The 18,552-nt window shown below is 61.6% G+C and carries 14 protein-coding genes; 4 read left to right on the forward strand and 10 right to left on the reverse strand.

The genetic code is table 11. The features are described 5' to 3' along the window. Positions 1 to 83: 83 nt before the first annotated feature. The 4 genes from C6W91_RS08320 to C6W91_RS08335 all read right to left on the reverse strand — a co-directional run bounded on the left by C6W91_RS08320 (position 84) and on the right by C6W91_RS08335 (position 4,870). Positions 84 to 1,037, reverse strand: coding sequence for a fatty acid desaturase (locus tag C6W91_RS08320; protein ID WP_274833472.1), 954 nt, complete (start codon positions 1,035 to 1,037; stop codon positions 84 to 86). A 244-nt stretch (positions 1,038 to 1,281) separates the two neighbouring features. Next, on the reverse strand, positions 1,282 to 2,748 hold the full coding sequence (gene der / locus C6W91_RS08325; protein ID WP_274839112.1) for a ribosome biogenesis GTPase Der: 1,467 nt from the start codon (positions 2,746 to 2,748) through the stop codon (positions 1,282 to 1,284). A gap of 74 nt (positions 2,749 to 2,822) precedes the next feature. Beyond that, on the reverse strand, positions 2,823 to 4,091 hold the full coding sequence (locus tag C6W91_RS08330) for a PQQ-binding-like beta-propeller repeat protein (RefSeq protein WP_370570737.1): 1,269 nt from the start codon (positions 4,089 to 4,091) through the stop codon (positions 2,823 to 2,825). 107 nt (positions 4,092 to 4,198) lie between these two features. Next, a complete protein-coding gene (locus tag C6W91_RS08335) occupies positions 4,199 to 4,870 on the reverse strand; it encodes a hypothetical protein (protein WP_370570738.1) in 672 nt (223 codons plus the stop codon). A gap of 274 nt (positions 4,871 to 5,144) precedes the next feature. Here C6W91_RS08335 and C6W91_RS08340 point away from each other — a divergent pair, with 274 nt between their 5' ends. Beyond that, the gene (locus C6W91_RS08340) at positions 5,145 to 6,395 is read left to right on the forward strand and encodes an efflux RND transporter periplasmic adaptor subunit (RefSeq protein WP_065270478.1); all 1,251 of its coding nucleotides are present in this window, start codon (positions 5,145 to 5,147) and stop codon (positions 6,393 to 6,395) included. Beyond that, positions 6,392 to 10,198, forward strand: coding sequence for an efflux RND transporter permease subunit (locus C6W91_RS08345; protein WP_370570739.1), 3,807 nt, complete (start codon positions 6,392 to 6,394; stop codon positions 10,196 to 10,198). The genes C6W91_RS08340 and C6W91_RS08345 overlap by 4 nt, the downstream gene beginning before the upstream one ends. 99 nt (positions 10,199 to 10,297) lie before the next feature. Here the strand turns inward: C6W91_RS08345 and C6W91_RS08350 are convergent, their stop codons facing one another. From C6W91_RS08350 to C6W91_RS08360, 3 genes are all read right to left on the reverse strand, one after another. Beyond that, complete coding sequence (locus C6W91_RS08350; RefSeq protein WP_370570740.1) at positions 10,298 to 11,380, reverse strand: endonuclease/exonuclease/phosphatase family protein; 1,083 nt, start codon at positions 11,378 to 11,380, stop codon at positions 10,298 to 10,300. Between the two features lie 63 nt (positions 11,381 to 11,443). Next, positions 11,444 to 13,261, reverse strand: coding sequence for an ABC transporter ATP-binding protein/permease (locus C6W91_RS08355; RefSeq protein WP_370570741.1), 1,818 nt, complete (start codon positions 13,259 to 13,261; stop codon positions 11,444 to 11,446). Positions 13,262 to 13,405: 144 nt separating this feature from the next. Next, entirely contained in the window at positions 13,406 to 15,262 is a 1,857-nt protein-coding gene (locus tag C6W91_RS08360) for a LysM peptidoglycan-binding domain-containing protein (RefSeq protein WP_370570742.1), read from the reverse strand. A 121-nt stretch (positions 15,263 to 15,383) separates the two neighbouring features. Between C6W91_RS08360 and C6W91_RS08365 the strand changes: the two genes are divergently transcribed. Further along, on the forward strand, positions 15,384 to 15,926 hold the full coding sequence (locus C6W91_RS08365; protein WP_369002034.1) for a TIGR00730 family Rossman fold protein: 543 nt from the start codon (positions 15,384 to 15,386) through the stop codon (positions 15,924 to 15,926). A 77-nt stretch (positions 15,927 to 16,003) separates the two neighbouring features. Here the strand turns inward: C6W91_RS08365 and C6W91_RS08370 are convergent, their stop codons facing one another. Both C6W91_RS08370 and C6W91_RS08375 read right to left on the reverse strand, forming a co-directional pair. Continuing rightward, positions 16,004 to 16,459, reverse strand: a complete 456-nt coding sequence (locus C6W91_RS08370; RefSeq protein WP_370570743.1) for a host attachment family protein — start codon at positions 16,457 to 16,459, stop codon at positions 16,004 to 16,006. Between the two features lie 144 nt (positions 16,460 to 16,603). Further along, positions 16,604 to 17,203 (reverse strand): superoxide dismutase, encoded by a 600-nt coding sequence (locus tag C6W91_RS08375; protein ID WP_065270482.1) that lies wholly within the window; start codon positions 17,201 to 17,203, stop codon positions 16,604 to 16,606. Between the two features lie 118 nt (positions 17,204 to 17,321). Here C6W91_RS08375 and C6W91_RS08380 point away from each other — a divergent pair, with 118 nt between their 5' ends. Beyond that, entirely contained in the window at positions 17,322 to 18,107 is a 786-nt protein-coding gene (locus C6W91_RS08380) for an FkbM family methyltransferase (RefSeq protein ID WP_370570744.1), read from the forward strand. 18 nt (positions 18,108 to 18,125) lie between these two features. Here the strand turns inward: C6W91_RS08380 and C6W91_RS08385 are convergent, their stop codons facing one another. Beyond that, complete coding sequence (locus C6W91_RS08385; protein WP_370570745.1) at positions 18,126 to 18,539, reverse strand: hypothetical protein; 414 nt, start codon at positions 18,537 to 18,539, stop codon at positions 18,126 to 18,128. Positions 18,540 to 18,552: the final 13 nt, after the last annotated feature.

Raw genomic sequence — 18,552 nt, forward strand, 5'->3', positions numbered from 1 at the left:
CTTCCTTTTCTTTTCCCGGCAGCTACACGGGCTGCCGGAATGGGCTGCCGTACCTGGCGTGCCCTTAGTATGCAATGCGCGTTTCAGGCCGGAAAGGGCACCAGGCGTTTTTGCTCTTCATCCCATAGTTTCAGAGACAAAGCGCGCAAAGCTTCACCAAATGAGATCCGCCGCAGCGCAAATTCAGGCGGCAGATTATAATGGCACTTGCGCAGGCGATAGCTGGGGATGCGGGCGTTGAAGTGATGGATGTCGTGAAGTGTGATATTGGCGACGGCAAAATCGAAGAACCAGCCGAAATCCAGGCAGGAGGACCCCTGCAACGCTGCCTCCTGCGGGTTCAGATCCGGGCGACGATCCCAGTAGGTGTCTTCAAAGTTATGCTGCAGATAGACCAGAAATACCCCGATCATGCCGCCAAGGAAGGAAAACGCCAGCCACACCCACAGACCCGTCGGGCCTGCCACGTAATAAAGCAGGGAAATCAGCGCAATGATCACCATATTATGCAGCAGCACCCCCAGAATGCCGAACTTGGTGGTGTTCTTGGGCCAGCGGTAGCGAATGAAATAGGTAAAGGCCGAGCCCACCGGCACCAGCACCAACGGATTGCGGTAAAGCCGATAGGTCAGCCGCTCCCAGAACCCTGCCTCCTTCCATTCGCGCAGGGTCATCGTGTGTATCTCGCCGGTTTCCCGGTGTTCCAGATTGCCGATATTGGCATGGTGCAGGTTGTGGTTCTGCTTCATCACCTCGAACGGCGCAAAGGTGAAGGGCGACAGGACGTGGCCCGCGATTTCATTCTGCCTACGGGTTTCGAACAGCGAATGGTGCCCGGTATCATGCTGCAGCACATAAAGCCGCACCGCCGCAAAGGCAAAGATCACCCCTGCTGGAATCAGGATATACCACCGCTCGACATAGGCGATGGCCAAGTAGAGGGATAGAAAGTAGACCGCGAAGGTGCCGAAATAACTCATTGCCGCCAGGCGGTTATCTTTCTTTGTATATTCACGCGTGTAAGTTCTCAGGTCCATGAGACTTCCCTTAAATACGCTCTGTGACGCCGGTGTAAAATCTCCGGGCGCTTGACGTTTAAAAACTCCATTGGCTGGGAAGATCAGAAAATCGGCTGACGCCCTGCCAATGCCATTTAATGTTAATGGGTTGGCAACGGATTTCAACGTGTGAAAAGGACCGGCCCGCAGATGCGAACCGGTCCAGCAAAAATTTTGGTCTTTGGCCTAGGGCGCGCAAGCCCCTGGAAGGCAGCGCCTGGGATCAGTCCCTGCGCCCTTCCAGGTGTTTGCGCAGCTTTGACGGCGCGGCTTTCTTGCGGCCCTTGTAGGGGTTCTTGTCCGCCTGCCCGCGCATATAAAGCCGGATCGGCGTGCCGGGCATGTCGAAATCCTCGCGCAGACCATTCACCAGATAACGGGTATAGCTGGCCGGGATTTTGTCCGGATGGGAACACATCACCACGAACCCCGGCGGGCGCGTCTTGGCTTGGGTCATATAGCGCAGCTTGATCCGCTTGCCCTGCGGCGCAGGCGGCGGGTGCTGCTCCAGCATGCCAGTCAGCCAGCGGTTCAGCGCTGCGGTGGGCACCCGGCGGTTCCAGACGTCATAGGCGCGCATAATGGCAGCGTGCAGCCGGTCCAGCCCCTTGCCGGTCTTGGCCGATACCGTGACGAGCGGCGCACCGCGCAGCTGCGGCAGCAACCGGGCAAAGGCCTCTTTCAGGTTTTTCAGCTTTTCCTGCTTGTTGTCCTCGATGTCCCATTTGTTGACCGCGACGACAACCGCACGCCCTTCCCGTTCGGCCAGATCGGCGATCCGCAGGTCCTGCTGTTCAAAGGGAATGTCCGCATCGAGAAGCACCACCACGACCTCGGCGAATTTCACCGCGCGCAGCCCGTCCGATACGGACAGTTTTTCCAGCTTTTCCTGAACCTTGGCTTTTTTGCGCATACCAGCGGTGTCAAAGACCCGCATCGGCGTGCCTGCCCAGTCGATCTTCAGCGAGATCGCATCGCGGGTAATCCCCGCCTCGGGGCCGGTCAGCAGGCGATCCTCACCAAGGATCTTGTTGATCAGGGTCGATTTGCCCGCGTTGGGACGGCCGACGACTGCCACCTGCAGCGGCTTGTCCATCGTTGGCTGAGGGACCGTGTATTCGACGTCTTCCTCGTCCAGGTCCTCGTCCACGGACACGTCCGTCAGCGGAGCATTGTCCTGCGCGGTCTTTTCAAAGCGTTCCGAAATCGGCAGCAGCTGGGAATAGAGATCATTCAGACCCTCGCCATGTTCGCCGGACAGGCGGATCGGCTCACCGAGGCCCAGGCCATAGGCTTCCAAAACCCCGGCATCAGCTGCGGAGCCTTCGGATTTGTTTGCCGCCAGAATGACATGCGCGGATTTCTTGCGCAGGATATCGGCAAACATCTCGTCCACCGGGGTCACCCCCGTGCGCGCATCAATCATGAACAGGCAGACATCCGCCATATCCACCGCCCTTTCGGTCAGGCGGCGCATGCGCCCTTCGAGCGAGTTGTCGGTGGCATCCTCAAGGCCGGCGGTGTCGATGACGGTAAACCGCAGATCGCCAAGGCGGGCCTCACCTTCGCGCAGGTCACGGGTGACCCCCGGCTGGTCATCGACCAAGGCCAGTTTCTTGCCGACAAGGCGGTTGAACAGGGTGGACTTGCCCACATTCGGACGGCCCACGATAGCGAGGGTAAAAGACATCGGACCCAACTTTTTGCGATTCAGACGCGCCCCATAGCGCATCTGCTGTCTTACGGCCAGAGCCGATCGACGCTTTAACGGAAGGCGAGAAGCTCCCCTTTCGAGGAAACCACATAAAGGGTCTTGCCCGCAACAACCGGCGCGGTAGTCGCGCCGCCGGGGGCCTCGATGCTGCGAGCCAGGCTGCCGTCACGGGGATCGAACATGCGAATCTGACCATCGTTAGAGGTGATGATCACCTGACCACCTGCCAGCACCGGACCATAGTGGGCCACCACTGCGCCGCGTTTAGAAGGCTTGTCCTTCAGATAGCCCGGCAGATCCACAGCCCAGATCACCTCTCCGCTGGAGGCATCCAGACGCAGGAGCTGGTTGCGGTCGCTAATCTGGAACAGGCTGCCTCCCGCAGGCCAGACCGGACCGACGGCCCCTTCCTGTGCCGTCCAGATGCGATCGCCATTGTTGGTGTCGATCGCCACGGTGCGGCCCGAATGGTTCCCCACGAAGGCACGGTTTCCGACCACCACTGGCGCACCGGTGACATCGCTGATCCGCGCCAGCGTGGTGCCGACGCGCTGCCCCGCCACCGAGGCGTTCCAGCGGCGCACACCACCACGGCGGAAACTTGCGACCAGATCGCCGGAGCCAAAGGCAAAGATGACGTAATCCCCGGCAATCACTGGCGACGGGGCGCCCAGCACGTTCGAGGGGCTCGGAACGCCTTCGACCTGCCATGCGATGCGGCCGTCCGAGGTGTTGACGGCCCAGCCGGTATCATCCCCGGCCACCAGATAAACCAGCCCGTCACGCACCATCGGTTCGCCCGAACCGGTGGCTTCCAGTTTTTGACGCCAGATCTGTTTGCCGGTGCTGGCCTCCAGCGCGGTCAGAACGCCATAGCCAGAGGAGATGTAAAGAACACCCTTGTCATAGGCCATGCCGCCGCCGGTTGCCTGACCTTCGCTTTCGCGGGCGGGAATCAGATCGCTTTGCCACAGAAGCTGACCAGAGGGAGACACCGCGCTGACGCGGGCCGCGCTGTCCAGCGTGTAAATACGCCCATCAGCCACAACGGGGCGGGCCGTGATACGCTGGCGGCGGCTGTCGCCCTCGCCGATGGAAACGGCCCACAGCAATTGCGGCGCCGTCGACAGCGCCGGATGCGCGGTGCGCTGCGCCGGAAGCCCGTGCGTCTGCGCCCAGGAAGCGTTGACGGTCTGGCTGGGCAGGGAAATTGGCCGCGACTGGTTGACCACCTCGATATTGGCATCGGGACGGATGTCTTCGCGCTGCCCTTGCAGGATCACCTCGGGTTCGGCGCAGGCGGCCAGAACCAGAGCCATCGCGCTACCGCAAAAAAGCGCCCGCGCGCGAGAAATGGATTTAGCTGCCGTCATTGCCCTGCCCCGCAATTCGTTTCCCTCTCCGCGCACATTCCGCGCGGCGCCTTTTAACCTTCCGGCGCGTCTGCCGCGTCCGGTTTTCCACCAAGTGCTACAATCACTTGAGTTGCGCGGTCTTGCAAGTCCCGGCTGACAGTCGCATCCGCCGTAATCGCCTGCAGACGCTCGATTGCGGCCTCGGTCTCACCTGCTTCGATGTCCAGCAGTGCAAGTTGCTCGGACGCCAGCAGCGACAAAGGTGCACCGGGCTGTGCCAGGGCCTCATATTGCAGGCGGCGCTCTTCAAGGCTCAGCGTCTCTGCCTGCAGGGCCAGCGCCTTGAAGCTGGCGATGTGACGGTAAACCAGCGGCAGTTCGCCATCGGTGGCGACTTCACTGAGGACCGCAACGGCGGTCTCGGCATCCTCGGCTTCGGCCAGGGCGCCTGCGCGCATCATCTTGGCCACGGCAGCGCCGGTTTCAGAGCCAGCGGCCACCTGCGCCAGTGCCTCGGCGCGGTCTGCGGGTTCATCAGCTGCCAGCGCGGCAATCATGCCATCGCCAAGCGCCTGCGCTGCGGCGAGTTCCTGCGCCTTGTTATATTCGCGATAGGCGGCACCGCCCACGATGACCACCACGGCCAGACCACCGATCCAGCCATAGCGTTTCAGCATCAGGAACAGGCGGTCCCGGCGCACCTCTTCGGTCACCTCTTCGATAAAGCTGTCGGTGTCGCTCATGAAAATGTCCCCGATATGCCCGGTCTGTGCCGGAAAATTGTCTCACGTGACGCCTCTCTTAACGCGCCTTCGGGTACAAGCCAAGAGCCGCAATATCCGGCAATCCGGGCGCAAGCCTGAAACAATGGGTAAAAATATGAAGTGAACTGCTTTGTTTAGTATGGACAATGCCTACATGCTTACTATGACTTTTTCCCGGGTGTCTGGCGGAACCCTCTTGGAGAGCCCAGCCAATGGTTGTGGCTCGCTCAGTGTTATTTGAGAAAGGCCCGAAATGCGTTTGATACCCCTTCTGACCGCGATTGCCGTCACCGCCGGACTGTATTTCCTGGTCCTGCAGCGGGAGGATCTGTTTGCCTTCGCCCGTGGCGAGACTGCTGCCGAAGCAACAGAGACCGTTGAAAGCGAACCCTCTGCCGAAGGCGCGGCCAGTGTCACGGTCACTGCAGAAAAACGCGTCGGCGTCGTCGTCAAACGTAGCGAAGCGCGGCCGCTCGACAGCGCCGTAATCCTGCGCGGCCAGACACAGGCCGCACGTCAGGTCGAGGTCAAGGCCGAAACAACATCCACCGTGCTGTCAGAGCCGCTGCGCAAGGGCACGCAGGTCAAGGCGGGCGATCTGTTGTGCGAGCTCGATCCCGGCACCCGGCTGGCCGCGCACCAGGAGGCGCAGGCCCGTCTGCTCGAAGCGCGCGCCCGTACCCCCGAAGCCGAAGCCAAGCTGGAAGAAGCCAACGCCCGCCTGAAAGAAGCGACCATCAACCTGACGGCGGCTGAAAAACTGTCGCAAGAAGGCTATGCCTCGGAAACACGGCTGGCGGCGGCGCGGGCGGCCGAACGCACGGCCGTTGCCGGTATCGCGGCGGCGCAGGGTGGTCTGGAAACCTCGCGTGCGGGCATCGAATCCGCGCTGGCGCTGGTCGCCTCCACCAGCAAGGAAATCGATCGGCTGCGTATTACAGCGCCTTTTGATGGCCTCCTGGAAAGCGACACCGCAGAAATCGGCAGCCTGATGCAGCCGGGCAGCCTTTGTGCGACCGTCATCCAGTTGGACACCATCAAGGTGGTGGGCTTTGTGCCGGAAACCGAAGTCAACCGGGTGCATCTTGGCGCGCTGGCCGGGGCCGAACTGGCCAATGGCGCGCGGGTTCAGGGCGAGGTTACATTCGTCAGCCGCTCGGCTGATCCGACCACACGCACCTTTGAGGTCGAAATCACCGTCGACAACCCCGACCTGAAGATCCGCGACGGGCAGACCGCCGATATCGTGATCTCCGCAGAGGGCACCAAGGCGCATCTGCTGCCGCAATCGGCGCTGACCCTCAACAACGATGGGCGGCTCGGCGTGCGGATCGTGCGCGAAGATCAGACCGCCGGCTTCGTTCTGGTATCCCTTCTGCGCGACACGGCCGAGGGCGTCTGGGTCAGCGGCCTGCCGGAAAAGGCTGACGTGATCGTCGTCGGTCAGGACTTCGTCACCGAAGGGGTGCCCGTTGCGCCCACCTATCAGGAGGCGATGCAATGACCGGCATAGTCTCCTGGGCCGCAGACCGGGCCCGTATGGTTCTGGCCTTCATCGTGATCTCGCTCCTGGTGGGCGGGTTTGCCTATGTCAGCCTTCCAAAAGAAGGCGAGCCGGACATCGACATTCCGATGCTGCACGTCTCGGTGCAGTTTCCCGGCATTTCCGCCGAAGACAGCGAAAGTCTGCTGGTTAAACCGATGGAATCGGAGCTTGTCGATCTGGACGGGCTGAAGGAAATGACCTCCACCGCGGCGGAGAATTACGCCGGTGTCCTGCTGGAGTTCGATTTTGGCTGGGACAAGAGCGCCACAATCGCCGATGTGCGCGATGCGATGAACACAGCGCAGGCGGATTTCCCGTCGGCGGCTGAGCAATACGTGATCAAGGAAATCAACTTTTCCGAATTCCCCATCGTCATCGTCAACCTGACCGGCGATGTGCCGGAACGGACCATGGCGCGCATCGCCAAGGATCTGCAGGACGATCTGGAATCGCTGGATGCGGTGCTGGAGGCCCCCATCGCGGGCAACCGCGATGAGATGGTCGAGGTGGTGATCGACCCGCTGCGGCTGGAATCCTACAACGTGACCGCGCTTGAACTGATCAACGTGGTGCAAAACAACAACCAGTTGATCGCGGCGGGAGAGGTTGAGACCGCGCAAGGCACATTCTCAATCAAGATCCCCTCGTCCTTTGACGATGTGCGCGACATCTACGCCCTGCCGATCAAGACCAACGGCGACCGGGTGGTCAAGCTGGGGGAACTGGCGCAGATCAACTATACCTTCGAAGATCGCGAAGGCACCGCACGATTTGATGGTGAAGACACCGTTGCCCTGCAGGTGGTCAAACGCAAAGGGTTCAACCTGATCGACACAGTGGATCTGGTGAAAGAAACCATCGCCAAGTCCGAGCAGAAGTGGCCCGCAGAACTGCGCGCGGCGATCTCGCTTGGTACCTCTAACGATCAGAGCCGCGTGGTCGGCTCCATGGTCAGCCAGCTGGAAGGCTCGGTACTGACCGCGATTGCGCTGGTGATGATCGTGGTTCTGTCCTCGCTGGGTAGCCGGGCGGCGCTGTTGGTGGGCTTTGCCATTCCGACTTCTTTCCTTCTGTGCTTTGCCCTGCTGGCGCTGATGGGGATCTCTGTCTCCAACATCGTGATGTTCGGTCTGATCCTTGCCGTGGGCATGCTGGTCGATGGCGCCATCGTGGTGGTGGAATACGCCGACAAACGCATCAGTGAAGGCACCGGCCCGATGCACGCCTATGTGGAGGCGGCGCAGCGCATGTTCTGGCCGGTTGTCTCCTCGACCGCGACGACGCTCTGTGCCTTCTTGCCAATGCTGTTCTGGCCCGGTGTGCCGGGTGAGTTCATGGGCATGCTGCCGGTGACGCTGATCTTCGTGCTCTCCGCATCGCTGGTGGTGGCGCTGGTCTACCTGCCGGTCATGGGCGGCGTCTCCGGTCGTATTAGTCGGGTGTTCGAAGGCACCTCGCAAGGCCTGCGCGCTGTGCTGCCATGGTGGGCACGGGCGCTGCTGGTGCCGCCGCCGATCTGGGGCATGTTCGCCGGTCTGATGCAGATGCTGAACCCGGGCTACCTACTGCCCGACGCCGCTGCTGCCGCCATGCCCGGTGCCATCCCGCCGCTCTTTGGCGCGCTGGTCTTTGTGCTGTCGGCCTTTGCTGCCTCCACCGCGCTGGGTGCAGCCCGGATCGAGCGCAAACCAAAGGTGGTCTCTGCAGGCTACCGCCATACGCCGTTTGGCTATTTCATCAAGTTCATCGCGGGCAATCCAATCATGCCTCTGGTCACGATTGCAGCGGTTGCCTTCAGCATCATGACGGTGTTCCAGATGTTCAGCGAGAACAACTATGGCGTCGAGTTCTTCGTGGAATCCGAACCGGAGCAAGCCACGGCATTTGTGCGGGCACGTGGCAATATCTCGCTGCATGAAAAGGACGAGATGGTGCGTCAGGCCGAAGAGGTGATCAAAGCGCATCCGGCGGTGATCAACGTCTTCTCCTTTGCAGGTGAAGGTGGTCTTGATACCGGTGGCCCCGGCGGCGGGCAATCGCCGCAGGATACCGTTGGTCAGGTCCAGTTCGAAATCATCCCCTGGGAAGATCGCCCGACGCAAACGGAAAAATGGTTCTTCGATCTGCTGACCCGCGAGGTGACCGCTTCGGCCTATGACGGACATACAGTGATAGACGAACTGAACGCCGAGCTGGAAAAACTGCCGGGCTTTGTGGCCGAACTGAAGGCACTCGAGCAAGGCCCCGGGTCGGGCAAACCCATCCATCTGCGGATCAAGGGCGACGGCTGGGAGGATCTTACATCCGCCACCGAAACCGCGCGCGCCTATTTCGACGAAATGCCGGGGCTGACGCTGGTTGAGGACACCCTGCCCCTGCCCGGCATCGACTGGCAGATCGACGTGGATGTGGAAAAGGCGGGCCGCTATGGCGCCGATGTGGCCACGGTGGGCGCCATGGTGCAGCTGGTGACACGTGGTATCCTGCTCGACACCATGCGGGTGGACAGCTCGGATGAGGAAATCGAGATCCGCGTGCGCCTGCCCGATGAAGACCGGGTGCTGTCGACGCTGGACAACCTCAAGGTTCGCACCACCGATGGCCTGGTTCCGCTCAGCAACTTCATCACCCGCCAGCCAGTGCCGAAACTGGCGCAGATCAGCCGCGTGCAGCAGCAGCGGTATTATGATGTGAAGGCGGATGTGGAGCCGGGTCTCAGCAAAGTCGTTACAGCCGATCCCGAGACTGGCGAGGACAGGGTCCTGGGCCTGCTAAAAGCGGTCCCCGACACAGTGACGGTGGCCGAGGGGCAAATCACCGCTGCCAATGGCAACCGCTATACGATCTTCGCCCTGGATCAGGCCGATACGGCTGAAGAGCTCGGCACCGCCGTCGCAGAGGACGCCCGAATCCTGCCGGTCAACGCCAATGAACGGCTGGCCGCCATCACCACATGGCTGGACACCGATCCGTTCCCCAAATCCATCACATGGGAATGGACCGGCGATCAGGAGGAGCAAGAGGAAAGCGGCGCCTTTCTGTCCAAGGCCTTTGCCGGGGCGCTAGGGCTGATGTTCGTGATCCTTCTGGCCCAGTTCAACAGCTTCTACAATTCGGCGCTGGTGCTGCTGGCGGTGGTGCTCTCCACCACCGGGGTACTGATCGGCATGATGGTGATGCAGCAGCCGTTCTCGATCATCATGACGGGCACGGGTATCGTGGCGCTCGCGGGGATCGTGGTGAACAACAACATTGTTCTGATCGACACCTATCAGGAGTTCAGCCAGCACATGCCTCGGATCGAGGCGATCATCCGCACCGCCGAGGCACGCATCCGTCCCGTGCTGCTGACCACCGTCACCACCATGGCCGGTCTGGCACCGATGATGTTCGGCATCAGCCTCGACTTCATCGACGGTGGCTACTCCATCAACAGCCCCACCGCGCTGTGGTGGAAGCAGCTGGCGACCGCCGTGGTCTTTGGCCTTGGCATCGCAACCGTGCTGACGCTAGTGGTGACGCCATCGCTGCTGTCGATCCGGGTGTGGCTGTCGACCTACCTGTCGTGGATGGGGCGCCTGATGGCGCGCATCACCGGTGGCCGGTCCAGCCGGATCGCGCAGGATATGCGGCTGGCCAAGAAAGCGCGCAAACTGCCCACGACCGAGCTGCTCTGGGAAGAGATAGACAGGAGCCCGGCAGACGACAGCGAGCCCGACACAGGACCGGGCACAGGCCCCGCCCTGCGCGCAGCGGAGTAAACGCCGTGTCTGCGCAGACAACCAGATGAAAAAAAGGCCCCGCAGATGCGGGGCTTTTCTTTTCTCTGCGCAGCATTGCGCCTCTGGCGCCCGCACGACTTACAAAAGGGCGGTTTCATCCGCGGATACGTTTTCAATCTTCTTCTGTGCAAGCTCTTCATCGCCTGGGCCGGGCGCCGGTTCCGGGTGCAGATGACGCGCCCGCGGCGTGTGCTGCAGAACCACCTGAATGGGAAAGTGATCAGACCCGATATTGCGGTGCCGCTTCATCGAAACCAGCGTGAAATCGCCCGAGCAGAAGACGTGATCCAGCGGCCAGCGCAGCAGCGGGTAGCCTGCGTGAAAGGTGCTGAAGATCCCCCGCCCAATGCGCGGATCCAAAAGACCGCTCAACTTTTGGAATAGCCGGGTCGATGCCGACCAGGCCACATCGTTGAGATCCCCCATGACCACCACCGGTCCCGCGCTGGCGTCAATGGTCTTGGCCACCAGCAACAGCTCTCCATCCCGTTCGGCAGAGGTCGGGTTCTCCGTCGGGCTGGGTGGCGCCGGGTGCAGGCAATGCAAGGCAACCCGCTGTCCCGAGGCAAGACCCACGGAGCCATGCATCGAGGGCACGCCCTCCTCCACCAAAAAGTGGACCTGCGGGTCGATCAACTCGAGCCGGGAATAAAGATGCATCCCGTAAAGGTTATCGAGCGGCTGCTTGACCCGGTAAGGATACCCCGCCTCGATCTGCTCCAGTTGTTCTTCCCACCACGCGTCCGTCTCCACTGTCAGGACCAGATCCGGCTTGGTCTCACGGATCAGATCCAGCAGCGGCTGAGCGTTGCGGTTGGTCATCAGGACGTTGGCCACCAGAAGGTTCAACTGATCGTCAGGGCGCATCTGCCGCGCCGACTGGATCTGATAGGGAAAAAGCCGCGTATAGCGGATGATCCGCACGCACTGCAGCGCCGAGCAAAGCAACAACAGAACGATCAGCGCTTTATCGCCCTGCCCCTGCCAGCCGTAGACCCAGACATAGGCCAGCAAGGCAGCAACGGTGACCGTGGTGATCTGCAAGGCCGGGAATTCAAAGCCCCGCACCCACCAGCCTTCGTGCCGCAGCAGCGGCAGCAGGGTCAAAAGCGGCACTGCGCAGATGAACAGAAAAAGAGCCCAGTCCAGTATCACGTTCATCTTACACTCTTTATCCCGCTCACCCTACCGCGCGCCTTTGGAACGCCACCCGCGCTGACAGGCTCAGGCGACATCCTGATCCGCTTGCTGGCGCTGCCACAGATGGGCATAACGGCCACCGCGCGCAAGTAGATCCTCGTGAGAGCCTGCTTCCGCGATCTCTCCCTGCTCCAGCACCACGATCTGATCCGCCTCGGCGACGGTGGACAGGCGGTGCGCGATGGTGATCACCGTGCGCCCCTGCCCGGCCCGCGCCAGCGCTTCCTTGATCTCGCGCTCGGTATCGGTATCCAGCGCCGAAGTTGCCTCGTCCAGCAGCAGGATCGGCGGGTCCTTCAGTAGGGTACGGGCAATGCCGACGCGCTGTTTTTCACCGCCCGACAACTTGAGCCCGCGTTCGCCCACCTGAGTGTCATAGCCCTGCGGAAGACCGGCGATGAAATCATGGATCTGCGCCGCCCGAGCGGCGTCTTCGATCTCTTGCTGGGTGGCGCCATCGCGGCCATAGGCGATGTTGTAGCGGATGGTGTCGTTGAACAGCACCGTGTCCTGCGGCACCACGCCAATGGCGGCATGCAGGCTTTTCTGGCTGACGTTGCGCACATCCTGCCCGTCGATTGTTAGGGCGCCGCCGGTGACATCGTAAAACCGGAACAACAGCCGCCCGATGGTGGATTTACCGGACCCGGTGGAGCCGACGATGGCCACCGTCTCACCTGGTTTGGCCTCCATGGTGATGCCCTTCAGGATCTCGCGCTCCGGGTCATAACCGAAATGCAGGTCCTCCAACCGGATATGCCCCTTGCTGACCTTCAGCTCAGCCGCATTCGGACGGTCCTTCACATCCGGCGGCTGTTCCAGCAGGTCGAACATTTCCCCCATATCGACAAGGCTCTGGCGGATTTCCCGATAGACCGAGCCGAGGAAGTTCAGGGGCACTGTGATCTGGACCATATAGGCGTTGACCATCACGAAATCACCAACGCTAAGGCTGCCGTCCTGCACGCCGATGGCCGCCATCACCATTACCGTTATCAAACCGCCGGTGATGATCACGCTCTGGCCAAAGTTCAGGAAGGCCAGAGAATAAGCGGTCTTCAGCGCCGCCTGCGCATAGGCACGCATGGCGCCATCATAGCGGGCCGCCTCGCGCTCTTCAGCCCCAAAATATTTGACCGTTTCGAAATTCAGCAGGCTGTCGATCGCCTTTTGGTTGGCGTCAGTGTCCTGCTTGTTCATCTCGCGGCGCAGTTTCACCCGCCATTCGGTGATCGCCAGCGTGAACCAAACATAAAGCGCAATGGTGACACCGACCGCGAGCAGATAGCGCGCGTCGAACAGCACCGTCAGGATGATGGCCACCAGCACCAGTTCCAGCACCAGCGGACCGATCGAGAACAAGAGGAACCGAAGCAGGAATTCGACGCCCTTGACCCCGCGTTCGATGATCCGGGACAGTCCGCCGGTCTTGCGCGTGATATGATAGCGCATCGACAGTCGGTGAATGTGCTGAAATGTCTCCAGCGCCAGACCGCGTAGCGCCCGCTGGGTGACAGGCGCAAACACCGCATCCCGCAGCTGTTGGAATCCGTTCGTCAGCACCCGCGCCACACCATAGGCGACGGTCAGCCCCACCGCGCCGAGCGCCAGCGGCGGAACGCCTTCACCCGCCAACGCATCCACCGCGCCCTTGTACAGAACCGGCGTATAAACGGCGATTAGCTTGGCCAGGATCAACACCACCATGGCCAGCACGACCCGGTATTTCACGCTCTTCTGGTCTGCGGGCCAGAGGTAAGGAACCACCTTGCGCAGGGTGCGCAGGCTTGAGCGGCGTTCCTCTGCCGAGATGGAATCGATGGTAGTGGGGGATCGTCTCATGGCGTTCCTGCGGCTGGGCCTTCCGGCGGATTGGCGATGTCTGATGCGTATCGCCGACTACATATCCCTAGCACGAAGCTGGGAAAGGATACGCCGCGCCCCCGGTGGCTGGGGACACGGCGCGTTTCTGTTACACCGAACAGATCAGTCCGGCAGGTTGAACACCTGTCCGGGATAGATCAGGTCGGGATCGCGGATCGCATCCTGGTTGGCCTGGAACACCCGGACATAAAGGAACCCGCTGCCATAGCGTTCCTGCGAGATCGCCCAAAGGGTATCGCCCTTTTGCACCGTGATGGCCCGTACCAGCGGAACCGGCTGATCCGGCGCCTGTCCCGGCTGCTGCGTCTGCGGTTGCAGCACCTCGGGCGCCTCGCGTTTGAAGGGGGTTTCAAGACGACTCAGGACTTCTTCGCCGCTAGCGGAAATTTCATCCAGACGCAGAGTGTAGATGCCCGGTTCCACGGCAGCCAGCGCGCCGCCCCAGCGGCCATCCTCGGCCACGAGGAATTCGGTCTTGAGCGCATTGTCCACATATACCCGCACCAAGGCACCCGCGCGGCCACGCCCAGCCAGCAGCACCTCGCCGCTGTCGGAATAGCTGATGGTATCAAGCGCGACCTTGCCATTCAGAACCGGCGTGGCTGGCTGCACCAGCTCTACACCGTCTGCACCGGCCCTTAGCACGGCAACCGCCGTTGGCTCCGGCTGCGGCGCAGGAACGGTTTCCGCGCTGGCGAGTGTTTCCTCGGCCACCGGCTCGCTTTGGGGCGGTGTGGTATCGTCGGGGCCAACAGTGCCGGTCTCGCCCTCCGCGGTTGCCACCTCGACCTGTGCGGCCTCAGCCTCCACCGGTTGCTCCGGTGCTGCCGTTTCCGCCTCGACCTGCGGCGTGGTGGTTTCGGCTACGACGGGCTGTACTTCTCCCTCGGCTGCGACCGGGGCGGGCGCTCCGCTCTGCACAGTCGACTGTTCCTGTGAAACGGCCTCAGATGTTTCAGCCTGCGCAACCTCCACGGCCTCTTCGCTCTGCGGGGCTGCGGTGTCCTCGGATACTGCCGCAGGCTCGGCCTCGGGCTTCGCGGCATCCTCGGCATCCGCCACCTGCGGCTCTGGCCCCGCGGAGATCGGTGCCAAAATGAACTGATCCTCAGAGGGTTGTTTCTGATCCTCGAACCGCGCCAGAAGCGAAATCACCCGCGGCTGGTCGCTGGGCAGGATGCTGGAAAATATCACGAAATCGCCGCTGCCCTGAACCTCGGTCCGTTCCAGAACCGTACCATCCAGCAGTACCTCGACCGCGGCTCCGGCCTGTGCACGACCTGCAATCACAAGGGCACCGTCGGGGTCGACCCGCACCAGATCCAGCATTGGCGCTTCCAACAGCGGCGCCGCCTCTTCCACGGGCGCCTCTGCGGTGGTCGCAGGGTCTTCAGAAACGGCTGCCTCTTCGGTCGCGGTATCAGCAGCAACATCCGCCTTTTGCGTATCTGCAACGGTGTCGCTGTCATCCGCCGCGGGAACCTCTGCCTCAGGTGCCTGGGCTACCGCCGTTTCGCTCTTACCTGTCTCTGTTGGCTCGGCTGTTTCGACGACGGCGCTGGTCTCTGCCGGTGCCTCAGGCGCCTCTGTCGGCGCAATGGTCTCGACTTCGGCCTCTGCCGTCTCCTCAACTGCCGCAGGGGCCGCATCCTCTGCGGCTGTCTTCTGCGGCGCATCGGTCGCAGGTTCAGGCGCGTTTTCCGAAGCGGTCGCAGTTTCAGGTTCAGCCGCGGAATTGGCAGTCTCAACCGTGGTGGTCACGCCAACCGGCTCTTTGGCCGCCGGGGACACCGTCACCTCGGGCTGCACCACCGTGCGCGAAGCGGCCTCTTCAGGCCCCTCGCCCCGGTCAAACACCCCCAGCTGCATCAGCACGACGCCGCCCACGATCACGACGACAGAAGCAATACCTCCCATCGCCAGGGGGCTGAGCCCCCCACTTCCAGATGTTTGCGCCATCTTGTTCCTTCCTTGTGCGAGATGTTTTCCCTCGCTTGGTTGAGCCAGCCTACCAATGGGGGTATCTGGGGTCAAAACAGCATACCTGTTTCGCTGCCAAACCCTGTCGAAAGGCTATCTCATGAGCATAAAATCCGTCTGTGTGTATTGCGGATCACGTTTTGGAGCAATGGCCAGCTATGCCGCAGCCGCCGAGACCCTTGGAAAAGGGCTCGCCGCACAAGGTCAGCGGCTCGTGTACGGTGCCGGAGACGTCGGCCTGATGGGCACCGTCGCTCGGGCGGCGCAGGCTGCAGGTGGTGAAACCTTTGGCGTGATCCCGGTGCATCTGGAACGGCGCGAGGTCGGCAAATCGGATCTCACAACCTATGTGGTGACCGAAACCATGCATGAGCGTAAAAAGGTCATGCTCTATAACGCCGACGCCGTGGTGGTCCTGCCCGGCGGCCCGGGATCGCTGGATGAGTTGTTCGAAGTGCTGACCTGGCGCCAGCTGGGCCTGCACGACAAACCGATCATAGTGGTCAACACCGATGGCTACTGGGACAAGCTGCGCGACCTTCTGGAGCACGTGGTGGCACAGGAATTCGCAGGCGCCGAGATGCAGGATTACCTGACCTGGGTCGACAGCGCCGAAGAAGCGCTAGCCAGACTGAAACCCTGACCCGGAGATACTCCGGCTCAGGCCTCCAGTTCAGCCTCCCTCCCGCTGCTAGCCCGCCGCCCCCGGACAGCAGGCGATCAGACGCTCGCCAGCGCGGATTTCACGGCCTCGGCAATCTCGGGCACTGGGTGATTGGTCAGATCCTTGGGCAGCTCCGCAATCAGCAGTTTGGCGGCATCCCCGCTCAACTCGGGGCGCAGCGCGCCAAGGCTGCGCGGCGGTGCAATCAAAACCAGCCCGGAGCAGGCCCCGGCGGCCACCCATTTGTTGACCAGCGATGCTACCCCGGCAGCGAAGTCATCTTCGGCCATCTGATGCCAGTCCGCAGGTTCAACCGCGCCAAGCGCAGCTCCTGCTGCCCCGCTGAGCCGACCGGGCGCTTCTGACCCTTGCGCTCCGTTCGGCGGGTTGGCGATCTCGTCGGCGCGCATCACGCGCAGATCCGCATCCACCGTATCGCTGACGTTCTCCAGAAACAGCGCCTTCTGGCCGTCTGCAACGATGATCCATAGTCCTTTGGGCAATTTAATCATGCGTGTTCCCTTTCCTCCGTTCCGCTTCCTCTGTGCCGCCAGCCAACCGGAAAACATGGCAGGGAACCTTGACGCGTATCAAACTGCCACGAAAAAACCCGCGCCGGTCCGGCGCGGGTTGCGTATCTCGTATCCTGTCGCGGATTACATGCGCGAAGCGACGTTTTCCCAGTTGACCAGGTTGTCCAGGAAGTTGGTCAGGTAGGCCGGGCGCTTGTTGCGGAAATCGATGTAGTAGGAGTGTTCCCACACGTCACAACCCAGCAGCGCGGTCTGGCCAAAGCACAGCGGGTTCACGCCATTCTCGGTCTTGGTGACTTTCAGGGCGCCATCGGTGTCTTTCACCAGCCAAGCCCAGCCGGAGCCGAACTGACCCGCGCCTGCGGCGGAGAATTCTTCCTTGAACTTGTCAACCGAGCCGAAGCTTTCGACCAGTGCCTTTTCCAGCTCCCCCGGCATCGCGGAGGCGCCCGGACCCATCATTTCCCAGAACTGGTTGTGGTTCCACAGCTGGGAGATGTTGTTGAAGATGCCGTTCTGGGCGACGGCGGATTTGTCGTAGGTGCCGACAATGATCTCTTCCAGCGTCTTGCCGTCCCATTCAGTACCGGCGATCAGCTTGTTGCCGTTGTCGACATAGGCCTTGTGGTGCAGATCGTGGTGGTATTCCAGGGTTTCGGCGGACATGCCCTTGGAAGCCAGCGCATCATGTGCATAAGGAAGATCGGGAAGTTCAAAAGCCATATCGGACCCCTGTCAATTTTGTTGCGTTCCTATGCAGATACATGCGGCGCAGCATTCGGCAGGTCAAGGGCCTAGACAAGAAATCCGCGCCATCTGACTGCGACGTCTATGTGCGCAAATGGGAGAGACCGCCATGATCGCCGAGGCCTGGATCCGCGCCCGCAAAGCGCTCTACCGCATGCGGGGCCACTATGCAGGTCAGTTGAACGGCGTTCCCTTTCGGCTGGATCCCTACCATTCCAAGTTCTGGCGCAAGGCCGCGGCAGGCAGGTGGGAGCCGGAGACCTTTCAGGTGCTGGATGCCCATCTCGACAAGGATCACGACTATCTCGACATCGGCGCCTGGATCGGCCCTACCGTCCTATATGGCGCGCACAAGGCACGGCGGGTGATGTGTTTCGAACCCGACCCGGTTGCCTTCCGCCATCTGGCCTGGAACCTGGAACTGAACCGCGTCGACAATGTCTCGGCCTTCTCAGTCGCCATCAGCAGCGGTTTTGGTCTTGCCCGTATGGCATCTTTTGGCGGTGAGGCCGGAGACAGCATGAGCAGCCTTCTGAACGATGGCGATCACGGATCCGACGTGATGACCATCGGCTGGCAGGATTTCGCAGCAAAGGCGGATCTGTCGCGCGTGTCGCTGGTTAAGCTCGATATTGAAGGCGCCGAATTCGACGTTCTGCCGCAGATGATCCCCTGGCTGAAAGAGCAGCGCCCGGCCCTCTACCTTTCCACCCACGCGCCTTTCCTGCCTGAAGAGACCCGCAAGGCGCGGATGGCAGAGCTGGCCGATCTTCTGTCCTTTTACGGCGAATGCCACCCCGACAATGGGGCACATGCCGGGTTTGCCGCTCTCACCACCACCCGCGCCCTGACGCAGTTCCCCACGTTTCTGTTCAAGTGAAGCGTCCTGCGGGGCAGATTATTTGACCCGTTTACACGCGCCGGTGCCGCGGTGGCTTCCGTCTCCGCCATGCACGCGCGCGCTGATCGTCGCCTTGGACCGCGCTGCATCAAGCCGCACAGTGTAGGTCGCCGTGGCCGTTCTGTTCCCCCGAACAGGCAAGCCCGTCAGGGTCCATTTCATGAGGTATTTCCGCTCCTTCACCACGCTGAATGTCACAGGCAACGGGGCCTTATTGACGTGGTGAATATAAGCATCGTAGGCCATCGCGGTTCCGGCGGCCTCATCCACCACGTAGGCGGCCTTATCTGGGATCCAGCCATAGCTGGTATGGGCGGTATATTCACATTCATAAACAATGGGCGCGCCTGCGGCGGCCAATGGCAGCGCGCAAAGCGACAAAGCCGCCGCTATTATGGATCCTTTAAACATGTGCAATCCTTGC

This window comes from Phaeobacter sp. SYSU ZJ3003, assembly GCF_041300735.1.
Classification (GTDB): Bacteria; Pseudomonadota; Alphaproteobacteria; order Rhodobacterales; family Rhodobacteraceae; genus Phycobacter; species Phycobacter gallaeciensis_A.

What these genes read in the sequence shown, in the direction of transcription:
- C6W91_RS08370 (WP_370570743.1), bottom strand. Translation starts at nt 16,459, where the DNA reads ATGATTAAATTGCCCAAAGGACTATGGATCATCGTTGCAGACGGCCAG.
- C6W91_RS08365 (WP_369002034.1), top strand. Translation starts at nt 15,384, where the DNA reads ATGAGCATAAAATCCGTCTGTGTGTATTGCGGATCACGTTTTGGAGCA.
- C6W91_RS08380 (WP_370570744.1), top strand. Translation starts at nt 17,322, where the DNA reads ATGGGAGAGACCGCCATGATCGCCGAGGCCTGGATCCGCGCCCGCAAA.
- C6W91_RS08335 (WP_370570738.1), bottom strand. Translation starts at nt 4,870, where the DNA reads ATGAGCGACACCGACAGCTTTATCGAAGAGGTGACCGAAGAGGTGCGC.
- C6W91_RS08350 (WP_370570740.1), bottom strand. Translation starts at nt 11,380, where the DNA reads ATGAACGTGATACTGGACTGGGCTCTTTTTCTGTTCATCTGCGCAGTG.
- C6W91_RS08340 (WP_065270478.1), top strand. Translation starts at nt 5,145, where the DNA reads ATGCGTTTGATACCCCTTCTGACCGCGATTGCCGTCACCGCCGGACTG.
- C6W91_RS08355 (WP_370570741.1), bottom strand. Translation starts at nt 13,261, where the DNA reads ATGAGACGATCCCCCACTACCATCGATTCCATCTCGGCAGAGGAACGC.
- C6W91_RS08375 (WP_065270482.1), bottom strand. Translation starts at nt 17,203, where the DNA reads ATGGCTTTTGAACTTCCCGATCTTCCTTATGCACATGATGCGCTGGCT.
- C6W91_RS08385 (WP_370570745.1), bottom strand. Translation starts at nt 18,539, where the DNA reads ATGTTTAAAGGATCCATAATAGCGGCGGCTTTGTCGCTTTGCGCGCTG.
- C6W91_RS08345 (WP_370570739.1), top strand. Translation starts at nt 6,392, where the DNA reads ATGACCGGCATAGTCTCCTGGGCCGCAGACCGGGCCCGTATGGTTCTG.
- C6W91_RS08320 (WP_274833472.1), bottom strand. Translation starts at nt 1,037, where the DNA reads ATGGACCTGAGAACTTACACGCGTGAATATACAAAGAAAGATAACCGC.
- der (WP_274839112.1), bottom strand. Translation starts at nt 2,748, where the DNA reads ATGTCTTTTACCCTCGCTATCGTGGGCCGTCCGAATGTGGGCAAGTCC.
- C6W91_RS08360 (WP_370570742.1), bottom strand. Translation starts at nt 15,262, where the DNA reads ATGGCGCAAACATCTGGAAGTGGGGGGCTCAGCCCCCTGGCGATGGGA.
- C6W91_RS08330 (WP_370570737.1), bottom strand. Translation starts at nt 4,091, where the DNA reads ATGGCTCTGGTTCTGGCCGCCTGCGCCGAACCCGAGGTGATCCTGCAA.